This window comes from Bdellovibrio sp. HCB288 (assembly GCF_047305935.1).
In the GTDB taxonomy this organism is placed as follows: domain Bacteria; phylum Bdellovibrionota; class Bdellovibrionia; order Bdellovibrionales; family Bdellovibrionaceae; genus Bdellovibrio.
The window spans coordinates 3425644-3438762 of sequence record NZ_CP178619.1; the positions used below are offsets into that span (position 1 = coordinate 3425644).

Consider the following 13119-nt stretch of genomic DNA (forward strand, 5'->3'; position numbering starts at 1 on the left):
CTATGAAGAAAACCCTCCTTGTGACTGTATTCATACTTCTGACCAGTCTCAGCGCGCAGGCGCAAGAATTCTTTCCTTACAATTGGACGGAAGGCATGCATTTATTTGCGGGCATTGGTGCAAACTCCTCCCTCTTCACTGATCAGGAAGGCACCTATGATGGCGGATTAGGTCTGAGCTTTAAAACCGACGTCACATATTTCTTGAATGAAAATTGGGCAATTGAAATTGGGTCTGCCGTTGGATTCAACCGTGTTGGCAATCACTTGCTCTGGGACACCCTATTCACTGTTGGTGTGCGCACCCCACTGCCAAGTCTGACTCAATACCAACTGGGTCAACCCTACGGCCGCTTGTTCGTTGGACGCGCACCGACAGTGATGTTTTTAAACGGCGATCATAGCAAAGTCGACAATGGCAATGTGGATCGCATTCAATGGGACGGCCCATTGGTTGGTGGAGCCTTGGGCACTTTACACATGACCACCAAAGGGCAAGTGTGGTTTACGGAAATAACCTTCGCCTATCATGAACTAAAACAGCAAACGGAAATCGGCATGGCCGGCGAAGTTCCGGTGATAATTTCAGACCGCAATGTGGACGGACATAGCGCCGCCTATAGTTTGTCTTTCATTGTGGGAATTATGGCTTTTTAAATTTGGTCCTGACTAAAACAGCCTGTAAACGACGTGACTTGAAGACCTGACCATCAACCCGGAAGTGATCTTTATCCTCAGCCATTTCCAATATACTGCTGGATGCGGACTTGCCCCGAGCCATCAAGAGTGGCTTGAATTTCATCCCGGCAGCATGGCCCGAAAATTTTTCGTCCATCGCCACATCACACAGCAACGCAAGATCCTTCGCTTCCGAAGTCAAAGATCCTTCCTCTAGATTTCTGACTTCAATAACATCCAAGGGACACCAGTTCCAAGAGGGTCCCTGAGTGGGACTCACAACCTCTGAAACGAACAAATGATAGTTCTTGGAAATCAGATAGACTATGGTCCCGACTGAAATCGAAATGCAAATTGCGATGATAATTTTACTTTTGTAACCACTCATATCGCCATTATTCCATTTGGCGTTCCCAAATAGGAGACCAGAACTTAAGAACCCGTAACTTTTTTCCGATTTAGTTAATATGAAAATGGAAACACTTGGAACGTCTTTGTTTGAGACACTTTTCATAACACTTCTTTTGGCATCCACTCTTGGAGGATGCTCAATGGATGTGACCATTCGTGGTGACAATAGTCGCTTCCCAACTGCCTTGGGTATGACCCCTTTAAGCAATCAAAATGTCATCACAGAAGACGGATACACCGGCCAGGTCTCAATCAGCATGCTTAACGATCGTATCGCAACGCGGACTGTTTCCGGCTATACGGTCATGACAAGCTTTCAAGGAACTTTATTTGAAGATCAGTTTGTGTTGGATTTCCACACGTCCCAATCCTTGCCGGCGGCGACACAATGAAATCTCTATTCATGAACTTTTTTTGGACGCTTGCACTTTTATTTTCTGCGATGATCGCAGGAACTCCCTCAGCATTTGCTGGCGTTAACAGCATGAGCTATCAGGGTCGCATCATCCGACCTGATGGCAAACCCGTGAATTCCGCCAGTGTGATGCTGAAAGTTCAAATTCGTTCATCCGGCATTGAAAACTGTCTGCTTTACGAAGAGATGCACACTCTGAACATGGTCAACTCCAAGGGTGTCTTCAACATCGATATCGGCTCTGGTGTCAGATCAGATCCCGGCATCGACGGTGGCGTGGCTTTTTCAGAAATTTTCTCCAATCGCCCGGCAGTCCTGGGGCCATTTCCGTTTTGTGAGGAGATCGACCCGGTCACACATGTATCCATTATTTCCTCAAAAACATTCACGCCAACACCTGGGGGTAATCGCAGGCTGGTTATTTCCTTCAATGACGGTATGGGCGTGCAAACCCTTGAATATCAAAACCTGTCTTATGTTCCTTACACCGTCGAATCCATGCAAGTCGGTGGCTACGAGCCAAGACAGCTTTTGCGCTTCTCGCCTGATGTGACAACCAATGAGATGGATAGTACTGACTATAATAAGTTTTTGCATTTGCTAGCCGGTACCTATGATCGCTATGAAAAGCCAAATCAATTGAACGAAGCCCCGCTGCCAACACTCAGTGCGAATCAAACTTACCGTTGGACCGGAGCTTCCTGGGAAGCATTTACTTTGATTCCGTTGGATCCAAACAGCAATCTATCGGATATCGCAAGCCCCGCTGATGCCCGCGACAACTTAGGGTTGGGCGACTCGGCAACACTTGACGCCGGAACCGCTCCGGGAAATCTGGTGCAGTTGGATTCGGGCGGTCGAATCCTGGATTCTGTTCTATCAGACAATGTTATGGTGGGATTGACAGCCATCTCTCCACTGGTGAAATACGGAACTTACAACACTCCGAATATCGCCATCGGCTCCGGCACTATCACAGGTCAGGGTTTGCGCTGGAACAACTCGACCACAACTTGGGAAATTTCGAAGCTTCGCTACACGGATCTAATAAATAACACCGCACTAAGCCCATGGCCCACGACAAGCTGCCTTGCAAATCAGTATATATCCTGGTCTTCGACTACCGACGCTTTTGCCTGCACGGATTTCCCGGTGGGATCAACAACAGTGCAAGGTGTGTTGCAGGTCGGCGCGGGCCTTTCAGTCACGGCTGGCGTCGTCAGTCTTCCTGACACCGTTACAGCCGGCTCCTATGCAAAAGTAACTGTCGACAGCAAAGGTCGCGTAGTAGGCAATGTGAACCTTTCAAGCTCTGACGTGACAACAGGTTTGGGTTATACGCCAGTAAATAAAGCTGGTGACACCATGACTGGGACTTTGAATTTGCCTGCAAATGGTTTGACGGTTGGAACGAACCAATTGGCCGTGAGTGGCGGTAACGTCACGGCTTCTGGCAATATCACAGCCACAGGCAACGTGGTCGCAGACCGAATGATCGCCAACACGGCTTCAACCACTAACGCTGCCATCGAAGTGCAAGGACAAGTCCTATCCAAGGTTTACAATGCGGGTGCCTCAACCACGATTGACTGGAACAATGGAAATCTGCAGTACACCACGGCCAACTGTGGAAGCTTCAGCTTTTCCAATATGTATGACGGTGGTTCTTATACTTTAATAGTGCGTGGCACCACTCCAGCAATGTGCAGTTTCTCCCAGGCCTCGCCGACGGCATTGGCTGCTGGTGACTTTAAGTTCGTACCGACGTTGCAAAACACAAATGGCGAAACTGTTTTCACCCTGCTGCGCGCAGGAAATAAAGTTTACGTGACCTGGATAACGGGTTACTAATTAAGGCATGAGCCTTGGCCGCCGAATTTTATTCTTTCTAATTACACTTAGCCTGTGGATTATCATATTCATCAAGTGGCCCGGCTCGGCCCTTAGTTCACCATGGATTTTAATTCCGATTTTTTCTTATTTCTTCTGGCGGGAAAAACAATTCGCAAGTTTGCTGATTGCCTCCTTTGGGCATTCTTGTTTTTACTTAGCCGCCCCCGCCGCTTTGATGCAAACCCCTGGTCAGTTTGAAATGGCTTTTACCATTGCGTATTATGTGATTGCGCTGGTTATAGCAACGACCATCTTATGGGTGGCAAGAAAGCTAGTTCGCCAACCTCTATGGCGCGTTCTATTTATCTTTGCTCTGTTTGAAACAGTCATCTACTTAATACGTGGCGATGTCGCCCCTATGGCCATGAATCTACAATGGCTACTTTGGCCTTTTTTGTGGATATCGATATTTCCCGCAACCGGAAATATTATTACCGAAAGTGTTCTTTCCAGCCCGTCATGGAATGTAAATCTTTTCGGAGGCATCCCCATCGGAGCTGGATCTCAAGAGCTGCATTCGGTCTACTCTGACCTCGTAGAAAATGACAGCACCACCCGACGTTCTTTACTGATCTTGGCCAGCGGCATTCTGTGTCTTTGGATTGCTGATATGACGGAACATCTTCCGATCATGAAATTTCCAATTAAAATGACCGAATTTATTCATGCCGAAATGTCAGTCCCCATGCGCTGGGCTTCCCTGATCGCAAAACTTTATTGGATGTTCATCAAGACCGCGGGACTTGCCAATACGGCCGTGGGTTTTGCCCGCTTGAGTGGGTATCACCTGCCTTTAGGGGCCATGGTATTTACAGATGCAAAGCTTGCAGAAAGCTGGTCCAAAATTATGCATTACTTAAATCGGTTGATATTAATTCTGCTCTATCGACCTTTGATCAAAAGTTTTTCATTCATCAAACATCGCAAACTGCGAACCGCCTGTGCCATTTCTTTCAGTGTGCCGATATTTGGACTGATGTATATCATCAATCGTGATGTAACCATTCCGGGAACAAGCCTTTACCATGTTGTGGTAAATCGCTCCGTATACCTATGCTTGGTGGTTTTTTTCTCCCTGACTATGCTGTATCTCAGACCTTCCAAGAAAAATTCCGTACCTCGGGTATTGGGTATATTAAGAATATTCGTGGCAAGTTTATTTTTAACTCCCGTGTTGATGTATGGCTTTTTAACCTTGCACAACACCGGCGCCACCGCCTCTCCGCTAGAATATTTTGCTTATCTATTTGGATTTTAAAAATCTTTCGATAATCCAGCCACTCAGATCGTACTCACCTTCACGATGATTCTGACGATATTCCTGTGGTCTGTCATGATGATTGTGATGAAGCCCGATTCCGAAAGCATTACCAATCAGTCCACTTAAGTTGCGACTGCGATCGTTGCGATCATAAAACACCGTTCCCCACTTGGGCGAGTGGGCAAACGCATTGATCGCACCCGAAGCAAGGCGCGCCAGCTCCACCGGCAAGCAGTACAGCATAGCACAACTGCCCGGCGCCAGAGTCGCCCACAACACCACGGACACCACTAAGATTTCCGTGTAATAGCGATGCAAAAATTGCTGACGGGAATCCTTAACAAAGTCCCGCACGTAACGGCCTTCAATTTTAGTTCCAAAGACCGTCAAGGTCAGAACCCTGAAAAATCCTAAGTGTTCTGGGGAGTGAGGATCTTCCGAAGTGTCCGACTTATCATGATGCTTACGATGGCGACCCGCCCAGACCATGGGACTTCCCGTCCCGGCACCCAAAGCTAAAACGGTAATCAAAGAAACTTTCCAAGGTGCCATTTCAAAACTTCGATGGGAATAGTAGCGATGCATCCCAATTTCAAGTCCCACAACATAGAACAAGAAAAAGGCCAGCAAGGTCCACGGCCAAAGTTCTAAATCGATCTTTCCCATCAATAATAGAATTAAGAACACAGCGGGATGAAGAAATCGCACGATGATCTTTTTCACGGCTTTGCAAGTTCCCGTCTGGGTTGATCCAAAAAGCGCAGACTGGAATACAATGCACAGGCCACAAACACCGTCACGAAAGGTGCGTATTTGAACTGCTGCATGCGCAGATACGTATCCAATGAAGCAATAAACACACCCTGCAAAACCTGCAATTTTTTACTTCTCGGCGAAGTCGCAGGATCGGTCATCATATAAAAAGAAATCAAAATAAATGCCGCCCCCGTCATCGGAGCCAGCAGTGGAGCGAGAGTTAATTTTAATAAATGAGCCCGCAGTAAAGCGCCTAGAAAAAATACCGAGATATACGTCACTGACAACACCCAGCGCTGCGCGCGGTAGGCGGCATAAAAACCCAAAGCTATGAGTATGAACGCAAGCTCGGTCCCACCACCCCAGCGACCTGCCGTCGTTGTCGCAGCCATTGGGAAACAAAACACCATGACCACCAGACCGAAATTATTCGGATTAAAAATATGGCGGTCATAGGCGGTAAAAAAGTGCTTGGAGATATTCATCAAGGCGGCACCGACTATATATGGCCACACGTAGGGACTATCCAAAAGTAAAAAGAAGCCCAGTGAAGATATCAATCCACTTAAGGGAAAGAAATTTGTCTTTTTATAAAGACGAATCAAAGCATAGTCCACAGCCAGGGATGTCAGCAAGGATCCGGCAAACTGCCAAGGAGTTCTGACAAACCCTGGTGACTGTAAAGCATAGGCAACAAAGCTTAAAAGAAAAATCAGAATAGGAACGCGCGGATCTTTTAGATTGAACCATTTCATGGTTTCACCACCGAATGATATTCGCCGACTTTTAGATTTTTTAATTCCATCTGGGTTCCATCCGGCCAGGTTATCAGGGCGGCTATTCCTTCAGAGTAATCGCCCTTCCCCAAACCAAAGTGCAAGCGCGCATCTGATTGCGCGGCATAGGCATTTAGTGGCTGTTTTTGTCGCCCCATTGTTCTGCCATCTGCGAGTTTCAAAATAACGGATGCTCCCCAGGCAGCTTTGTTAGGTGCGGACTGGTGCAGATCAAAACCAATCCAGGAACCGAATGCCCCCTCCCACCGATAAATACGGGGTCCTTGCTCCCAACTTACCGTGGCCAAGGCTTGTCTGCCGGAATTATCCAAATCCACCAATGCCACGCCTCGTTCGTTGGCGGTAAAGTCAGCTAGGTCTTTCACGTCCTGATTGCGATTCTTATAGCGGCCATTGTCATTTACAAAAAGACACGCTTTCTCTTCTCCAGACAGACTGCCCCCACCGATTGCAGGCCAGCGAAGTGCATCACTTAAAACATGTTTGTCTGCGGCATCCATCACGTTCAAAAAGTACCAATAGGATTTCCCCGGAACTTCTCCGGCAAAGAAACCATTCCCGACAAACAGATCCAGGTCTCCATCATTTTCCATATCAAAAAACTTGGCACCCCAAGACCAGCCACAACGATGAATTCCCATGTCTGATGCTTTATTCACGAATTCCTGACCGCCCGACCAGCGCCAAAACATATTCCCGGCGAGCTTTTGTGCCCCCAGATAAATTTGACTGACGTAAACAGAAGGTCGGCCATTCCCGTCCAAATCCACGATTTCCGAATTCATACCATTGCGACTGAAAGCATCGGTGATCATAGAATCAGAAACTTCAGCCATCACTCCTTTGGGACTGACAAAGTAAGTTCTGTCTACGCCATAATCATTTGCAAACCAAAGAAGGGTGTCTTTGGAATTGGGCATTCTCCATACAGCCAGGGAGTGAGCCCACCCTTGATGCTGAATAGGAGTAACAATCCGCTGAAAAGAGCGCCCCGTACGGCGAAACACCAACGGCTTTGTTCCATTCATCGCATGACTGAAATTCGTAGGCATGACATTCGTATCTTGAAGGTCTCCGAAAAAATCCAAATCAAGATACGGAGCAATCAGAACCTCCAAACGTCCATCCCCGTCCAGATCAGCCAAATTAAAACCGGTTCCAAAAGTTCCACACCCCAAGGGCTGTTGATTTGTCTCTTGAAATATTCCGTTCGAACCACCCCAGGCGATGCGCGGGCAAAATCCCAGTAAAAACAAATCCAGATATCCATCATCGTCCAGATCCACAATAGCGGATCTGTTAATAACAGACTTTTCGGGCAACAAGTGAATGCGCTCGTTCTGCAGAGTGAATCCCTGACCTTGATTGTTTAAATAAAGCTTACCCGCGGGATCACCACCGGGATCCGTAAAGTGAAGATCCATGTAACCATCGCCATTCACGTCGGCAACTGCGACGGAAGTTCCGCCGGAGCTTAGGTAAGCGGCAACATGTTTCACTTTCCAATCCACCTGGGCTTTTTGTGGATGCCACCCTTGGGACCAAGAGCTATCCAGGGCTTTTAAAGAAACATCTTCCAGGGCATTTGCAGTTTGAATCGTCAGTCTGTGCTTAAATAAAAAGTAGCCCGCTGCCAGAATGACAATGGCAATCAGTGGCCCCTTTAAACTTTCCTTCCATTTGAAATTCATTTTTGCACTTTCCTCTGATTCTCTCTAAACTTTAAGAATGAAAAACAATCTGACTCCGCAAAGACTTTACTCCTGGATGGGCTACTCGGCCTTGGGCCCTTTTTTGTCTGCAGTTTATCTGGGAGCCGTCTACCTACCACAACCACTGCCTTACAGATTTCTTTTTTCCGTTCATCTGAATGTCTCAACCCTCGTCGGATTCGCTGGAGCCTGGTACTTTCTTTGTCAGGCAGCCTCGCAAAACTCCACCCGCAAAATCTGGTGGCAGCTTTTAGTCCTTTTACTATGGACCGGACTGAATGATTCCTATATTGCCCTTCGCATGTTTAAAGACGCCGGTGCATTCTTTCCTGTTCCAATTTTAATAACAGTTTTTAATCTGATCTGCCTTTACGTGATTCACAAAAAGACCCGCTCAGTTTGAAACCTTATTAAGAAGTGTATCCATGGCTTTAACAAATTCCCCATGGGCGCTTTCACGTTCTGCTGTTTGGGTCTCGACATTCTTAAGTTCCTTTTTGAAATCATCCACAGTCAATGCCCGACAACTGTTCATACGGGAATGATCAAAACACACTAAAAATTGAATCGCATTTTTATCAATTCGATTGGTCATGGACGTGCAGTTCGCAGCCCCTGCCTCATCAAAGGTTTCCACGAAGGTCATAAATATCCTTCTTGGCAAAAGCTTCTTGGGATCCAGATCAATCATCTTACCCAATTCCCGCGTCTGCTGGGTCATGCAACGGTAAAGGTCAGGTGTGATTTCAGCATCCACTCCGGACGGAACTGCCGCTGCGACTGAAAACAGTTTTTGTGCGAGATTCATCCGCGACAGATAGATTTCCGCAGTCTTACTGGAAAATACCGGCTGCGCAGTCAGTGGGCCTGGAATTCTTAAAGCTGCCATCGGACTGGAGGAAAAATGCGATTGCGGCTGATTCGGCATTCCGCCTAAGAAAATCAATCCCATCATCCATTTCTTTTTTGGAATATATTCTTGCCAAGTTTTCACTGACGTATCCCTCTTCGCATATAGTAGTTTTTAATTTGCTCAGCAAAGGTATGCGATGCTGATATTGTCGGAAGTAAAATATTTTTGTCATAACTGGGGGAAGCGACACCTTTTAGCGACAAAGTCCCCGTCAAATACCCCGCTTCGTCTGCTGTACGAATGAAAGACCTTCGCATGGCATCTTCCAATTCCGATACCATTCCAAACAAGGGTGCAATCAGCACGGCCGAATCCACCTGATATTTTGGAGCAATCTCGCCCTTGAAACGAGCCAGAGTGTCTCGTAAGACGCTCATGCTCGTATCAGAAAACAACTCTGCTGAAGTTTCAGGGGGTACTAAAATCTGCTGGGGTTTTAGGTGCATCAGCTGCCACGTCATCAGAAGGCCGCTCGCTTGACTGAGTTCAATTTTATCCACCGGGACTTTTTGTTCCAACAACAGATCCGGCGATAAAACGATCAACACCTGATCAAACTGATACTCGCCCTGCAGGCTTTCAAATGCAGAAATCTGCCCCTGCAAAGAAATACCTCCGCGAGCAACGCTTAAAATAGAAATATTTTTTACCGGGTTTTTAGCAGCAATTTGTGACAAGGACTGGTTTAAAGCGTAAGCCGAGCTTTCAGCCAACCCTTCCCAGGGTTTAAGCCCCAAACCCAGAACCGGCCAGCCTCCCATAACTAAAACTCTGTATTCACCGGGCGCTTTCGGTGTGTTTTCACGAAATTGATTGGTCAGGCCGTTCTTTGCCAGAATCATTTGTCTTTGATAAACGATTCCCGACACATCTGATTTTTGGGAATCCAGCAAAAGATTCTGATAGTCGACGATGGCTTTATCCAGACTTTCCTGATTCAACCAACGCAACAACACCTGGTCGCCTGCGACCACGATAACAATCAGAATAAGAAGACTGAACAACCATTTCATAATTTATTCAATTCGTGCCTGACTGAAGTCTACAAACAAACCATCAAAGCGCAGACCCTGAATATTTTTTTTGTGAATCACCATACGACTTGAAGAAGCCAATGGAATCCATCCTGAATTTGTTCGCAGTGAATTGTTCATGCCTTGCAAAGCTTCTGGCAGACTACCTTTAGTGATGGCTTGATTCCATTTAGCGGTCAATCCCGCAGACCCGATATCCAAGAAGCTCATATATCCTGCCCAGTCCGGAGCATCCATAACCCAATACTGGGAAATCATGTCAATCCGTCCAAGAGCGAATTCTTTTTCCAGTAACTCAGGTTGCAAAAACTGGCTTTGCACGGTGATCCCCTGACGCGCCAACTGATTTGTAATAGCGTCAGCAAACGAGCGGGCTTCACCGATATCAGGCAACCCCAGACGTAAATTTAAAGGTTTACCACTCTTAACAGCCATTGAATCCGTAGAGGCTCCAACCACCCCTGGAACGACCTCCAACATCGGTTTTCCAGTCATCGGAAGCAAAGCATTGACGATCTCCTCTCGGCGCAGTCCTTGCGAGATACGTTGTTTGCCATCAGAACTATTCTTCATCCACTGAGTAGAAAGTCTTAGGTATCCCAGGTTTAGTGCGGGACCGACTAACAAAACACCTTTCTGGCGCTCAAGTTCTTTGGTGAAAACAGAAAACTTGAAATCCCCCAGGCGAACGCCTTCCGGCACAAACAAGACATCCAGTTTATCGGCATCAAAAAGCTGCTGACTACTGAGTTGCTTACCCAGGAACTGAAGTTTTAAATCTTTACCGTCTTTCGCGATCGTCACCGAAATCTCATTCTGGTCGACAATATGAAACTCTCCCGTCCCTTTTAGCCAGGAGGTGAATTCCTTGTTTTGATAAACCTCCTTTGGAAGAATCAAAAACTGTGATTTTACCAGGACTTGATACCAAAACGGATTTGCAGTTTTAAGTTCAACCTGCAAAGTCTTTTTATCTGGAAATGAAATACCTTTTGGGTACTTCATACGCCGGTCTTCCGGCGAAAGCTTTTTCCACTCCTGAAGTCCCACAATGCCTTCGAGATCCTGACTGACAATGGAATGTGAGTTGGGATCTGCAACTCGCAACAGCGTTGCCGCAAGATCTTCGGCATCAATGTCTCTTACAGTTTTCTGTTCTCCAGACAGGAAGTTAAACTTTGCGCCATCTTTAATTTTGATAAGAACTTTTTTTCCCTGAACCGAGGGAAGTTCGGCGACGGCAGCTTCAATCCGGAATTCCCCGGTCTTGGAGTCCACCGTAAAATTGAAAAGGGATTGATGCAATAATCTAATGATCGTTGTCTCGGGATTAAGATCGGCCTGAACCGGATCCAGACTTTCTGGGATTGTAAACATGCCGATTGCAATCGACTGCCTTCTTTGAAACCAGGAACAGGAACTCAGAAGCAAAACACATGATAAAACTACTACTAAACTCTTCACGCCAAAACTCTCTTTGCTTTCAGTTGAGGAAGAAAATTATAATCAAACATCAACGCCTGACAGGCCAGCATGTAAACCGGCAATACCTGCAACACAAATAAACCGGCAATCGATAGATGCATCAACGTTAGGGCCCACCAGAAAAAAATACGACTTCGCTTCCAGAAAATGGGCATTATCGCCCCACACTGCACCGCCATCGCAGCCCACGTGGCAGCTTTCGCAATCAAACTGCTCTCTGCCATTATCTTTCTGCCAAAACCCGGAACCATGGAAGGTCCCACTTGCGCAATCGATTCCAACGCCTGCCCTTGGAACCACAGCGGCTGAAGCAATTTTGCCAAACCGGCATCGGCATAGGTAATACCCATAACAATCCAAAGCACTTCCTGCGACCACGGATGAAAATTCCATGCAGAATCATTCCATTTGGCATTCCGGGGTTGCGCAATAATCCAAAGCAACAACCACCCCACCATTCCCGTTGCGACAGAAATCGATGCCGGATTTAAAAAATAAAAAATCAGGAAGCCCGTAAAACAAAGCAGACCTATGAATCGCCGCTGAAACTCCCAAAATAGACCGATGCCCGCCAATACCACCGTCATCGCACAGATCAACGACACGACTTCCCAGTTCCACAGCGCCCAGTTAGCACGATCCACCAGGACCCTGCTAAAATCCCACAACAGCGCAAAGCTTAATAAAAACTTTCCGGTCAGAAAAATATTAGAGGCATTGTATTTCAATTTGCTCTAACCTTTCTGGGAAAAGACTGCGGGCTTCCCTCCACAGGGATACTTTTTGAATTCCTTCAGGCAACTTCAACTGAGCCGCAATGTTTTCATCGCAAAACATTTTCTTTAGAATGCGCTGCCGTTCAGGGGGTAAAACAAACCCTTCAACGGCGGCCCAATAGCTGCGCACAGTAATTTCACTCAATAACAAAGAACGTTCATTGTTGATTTTTTCCAGGGACACCACTTCCAGTCCGCGAGGCGTCTGCACTTCGCAGTGAATTTTTTGAAAATGTCCATCCCCGATAAAGGCATGGGCAAAAGGACCCACCGCCACCCTTCGGGTTTCTACCCGGGGCAATACAAACTGCAAAGCGATTCGCCAAATGCCTGCTATTAACAAAAGCCAGAAGATGGTACGCCCGGAAGATCTCATCACGTCTGGAACCTCGCATATCCATAGCCATAATTCTGCCCGTCACGGGTGAAGTTATAGCGCTGAAATCCATGGCGCGGTCGTCCCCAGGGACGAACTTCAAATTTGAATTCCTCAACTGGATCCTTTACCAAATCATAAGTCGGAATATAAAACTGTACGGCCTGGGGCTTAATCGCCTGCAGATAGCGAACCACATGGGCGCGACACATTTTGGTAATTAAATACACCAGTCGATTGGGATGGTGGTATCCGCCACTGTATCTGACAGAATCCTTGGAAATTTGAAAATGCTCGTCTTCACTGAATTCCTCAGGGAAACGCGCGACAATCGGTGTGCGATCTGAGTAGACCACAAACTGCCGCTGTCGGTTTTCTTCATCGGTAAAACGTAAAACCACGGCGGCATCTTGCGGTGATTGAGATGGATCGATCTCCTCCAAACGCCCTTGGCGAAACAGCGGACTGACAAGTTTAAAATGCACTTGTTGAATTTTTTGAATTTGATACTTATGGAAAAGCGCATCCCAAATCACACCCGTAATCTGGGTGATATCCAGGTAATCGCGATTTCCAGCATAACTGAAGGTGACTTCTACCGTTTCGTACATAA

At 46.8% G+C, this 13119-nt stretch carries 15 protein-coding genes; 5 read left to right on the plus strand and 10 right to left on the minus strand.

Features of this window, described 5'->3' with window-relative positions; genetic code table 11:
- The first annotated feature begins 2 nt into the window (after nt 1-2).
- Nucleotides 3-656, plus strand: coding sequence for a hypothetical protein (locus ACLVWR_RS16765; RefSeq protein WP_413581741.1), 654 nt, complete (start codon nt 3-5; stop codon nt 654-656).
- Here ACLVWR_RS16765 and ACLVWR_RS16770 read toward each other — a convergent pair.
- Nucleotides 643-1191 (minus strand): hypothetical protein, encoded by a 549-nt coding sequence (locus ACLVWR_RS16770; protein ID WP_413581742.1) that lies wholly within the window; start codon nt 1189-1191, stop codon nt 643-645. The two genes, ACLVWR_RS16765 and ACLVWR_RS16770, sit on opposite strands and share 14 nt — an antisense overlap.
- Before the next feature lie 37 nt (nt 1192-1228).
- Here ACLVWR_RS16770 and ACLVWR_RS16775 point away from each other — a divergent pair, with 37 nt between their 5' ends.
- From ACLVWR_RS16775 to ACLVWR_RS16785, 3 genes are read left to right on the plus strand one after another with little or no spacing between them, the layout of a single operon-like run.
- Entirely contained in the window at nt 1229-1480 is a 252-nt protein-coding gene (locus ACLVWR_RS16775; protein ID WP_413581743.1) for a hypothetical protein, read from the plus strand.
- Nucleotides 1477-3354, plus strand: coding sequence for a hypothetical protein (locus ACLVWR_RS16780; RefSeq protein ID WP_413581744.1), 1878 nt, complete (start codon nt 1477-1479; stop codon nt 3352-3354). The genes ACLVWR_RS16775 and ACLVWR_RS16780 overlap by 4 nt, the downstream gene beginning before the upstream one ends.
- Nucleotides 3355-3361: 7 nt before the next feature.
- Entirely contained in the window at nt 3362-4654 is a 1293-nt protein-coding gene (locus ACLVWR_RS16785) for a hypothetical protein (RefSeq protein WP_413581745.1), read from the plus strand.
- On the opposite strand, the gene ACLVWR_RS16790 is transcribed toward ACLVWR_RS16785, so the two are convergent.
- From ACLVWR_RS16790 to ACLVWR_RS16800, 3 genes are read right to left on the minus strand one after another with little or no spacing between them, the layout of a single operon-like run.
- Nucleotides 4640-5380, minus strand: a complete 741-nt coding sequence (locus ACLVWR_RS16790) for a fatty acid desaturase (protein ID WP_413581746.1) — start codon at nt 5378-5380, stop codon at nt 4640-4642. The genes ACLVWR_RS16785 and ACLVWR_RS16790 overlap by 15 nt on opposite strands.
- The gene (locus ACLVWR_RS16795) at nt 5377-6168 is read right to left on the minus strand and encodes an RnfABCDGE type electron transport complex subunit D (RefSeq protein ID WP_413581747.1); all 792 of its coding nucleotides are present in this window, start codon (nt 6166-6168) and stop codon (nt 5377-5379) included. The genes ACLVWR_RS16790 and ACLVWR_RS16795 overlap by 4 nt, the downstream gene beginning before the upstream one ends.
- On the minus strand, nt 6165-7901 hold the full coding sequence (locus tag ACLVWR_RS16800; protein WP_413581748.1) for an FG-GAP-like repeat-containing protein: 1737 nt from the start codon (nt 7899-7901) through the stop codon (nt 6165-6167). The genes ACLVWR_RS16795 and ACLVWR_RS16800 overlap by 4 nt, the downstream gene beginning before the upstream one ends.
- A 37-nt stretch (nt 7902-7938) precedes the next feature.
- Between ACLVWR_RS16800 and ACLVWR_RS16805 the strand changes: the two genes are divergently transcribed.
- Nucleotides 7939-8325 carry a hypothetical protein gene (locus ACLVWR_RS16805; RefSeq protein WP_413581749.1) on the plus strand — a complete coding sequence of 129 codons (387 nt, stop codon included), beginning with the start codon at nt 7939-7941 and terminating at the stop codon, nt 8323-8325.
- Here the strand turns inward: ACLVWR_RS16805 and ACLVWR_RS16810 are convergent.
- The 6 genes from ACLVWR_RS16810 to ACLVWR_RS16835 form a co-directional block, all read right to left on the minus strand.
- Nucleotides 8317-8916, minus strand: coding sequence for a hypothetical protein (locus tag ACLVWR_RS16810; RefSeq protein ID WP_413581750.1), 600 nt, complete (start codon nt 8914-8916; stop codon nt 8317-8319). The two genes, ACLVWR_RS16805 and ACLVWR_RS16810, sit on opposite strands and share 9 nt — an antisense overlap.
- Nucleotides 8913-9848 (minus strand): hypothetical protein, encoded by a 936-nt coding sequence (locus ACLVWR_RS16815; RefSeq protein ID WP_413581751.1) that lies wholly within the window; start codon nt 9846-9848, stop codon nt 8913-8915. Before ACLVWR_RS16815 ends, ACLVWR_RS16810 begins: the two co-directional genes overlap by 4 nt.
- Nucleotides 9849-9851: 3 nt before the next feature.
- The gene (locus tag ACLVWR_RS16820) at nt 9852-11246 is read right to left on the minus strand and encodes an ABC transporter substrate-binding protein (protein WP_413581752.1); all 1395 of its coding nucleotides are present in this window, start codon (nt 11244-11246) and stop codon (nt 9852-9854) included.
- A gap of 83 nt (nt 11247-11329) precedes the next feature.
- Nucleotides 11330-11998: an HTTM domain-containing protein gene (locus ACLVWR_RS16825; protein ID WP_413581753.1), complete on the minus strand. Its 669-nt coding sequence runs from the start codon at nt 11996-11998 to the stop codon at nt 11330-11332.
- A gap of 64 nt (nt 11999-12062) precedes the next feature.
- On the minus strand, nt 12063-12509 hold the full coding sequence (locus ACLVWR_RS16830) for a hypothetical protein (RefSeq protein ID WP_413581754.1): 447 nt from the start codon (nt 12507-12509) through the stop codon (nt 12063-12065).
- A complete protein-coding gene (locus ACLVWR_RS16835; protein WP_413581755.1) occupies nt 12506-13117 on the minus strand; it encodes a hypothetical protein in 612 nt (203 codons plus the stop codon). The genes ACLVWR_RS16830 and ACLVWR_RS16835 overlap by 4 nt, the downstream gene beginning before the upstream one ends.
- Nucleotides 13118-13119: the final 2 nt, after the last annotated feature.

What these genes read in the sequence shown, in the direction of transcription:
- ACLVWR_RS16770 (WP_413581742.1), bottom strand. Translation starts at nt 1,191, where the DNA reads ATGAAAAGTGTCTCAAACAAAGACGTTCCAAGTGTTTCCATTTTCATA.
- ACLVWR_RS16820 (WP_413581752.1), bottom strand. Translation starts at nt 11,246, where the DNA reads ATGTTTACAATCCCAGAAAGTCTGGATCCGGTTCAGGCCGATCTTAAT.
- ACLVWR_RS16785 (WP_413581745.1), top strand. Translation starts at nt 3,362, where the DNA reads ATGAGCCTTGGCCGCCGAATTTTATTCTTTCTAATTACACTTAGCCTG.
- ACLVWR_RS16835 (WP_413581755.1), bottom strand. Translation starts at nt 13,117, where the DNA reads ATGTACGAAACGGTAGAAGTCACCTTCAGTTATGCTGGAAATCGCGAT.
- ACLVWR_RS16765 (WP_413581741.1), top strand. Translation starts at nt 3, where the DNA reads ATGAAGAAAACCCTCCTTGTGACTGTATTCATACTTCTGACCAGTCTC.
- ACLVWR_RS16805 (WP_413581749.1), top strand. Translation starts at nt 7,939, where the DNA reads ATGAAAAACAATCTGACTCCGCAAAGACTTTACTCCTGGATGGGCTAC.
- ACLVWR_RS16780 (WP_413581744.1), top strand. Translation starts at nt 1,477, where the DNA reads ATGAAATCTCTATTCATGAACTTTTTTTGGACGCTTGCACTTTTATTT.
- ACLVWR_RS16795 (WP_413581747.1), bottom strand. Translation starts at nt 6,168, where the DNA reads ATGAAATGGTTCAATCTAAAAGATCCGCGCGTTCCTATTCTGATTTTT.
- ACLVWR_RS16815 (WP_413581751.1), bottom strand. Translation starts at nt 9,848, where the DNA reads ATGAAATGGTTGTTCAGTCTTCTTATTCTGATTGTTATCGTGGTCGCA.
- ACLVWR_RS16775 (WP_413581743.1), top strand. Translation starts at nt 1,229, where the DNA reads ATGGATGTGACCATTCGTGGTGACAATAGTCGCTTCCCAACTGCCTTG.
- ACLVWR_RS16800 (WP_413581748.1), bottom strand. Translation starts at nt 7,901, where the DNA reads ATGAATTTCAAATGGAAGGAAAGTTTAAAGGGGCCACTGATTGCCATT.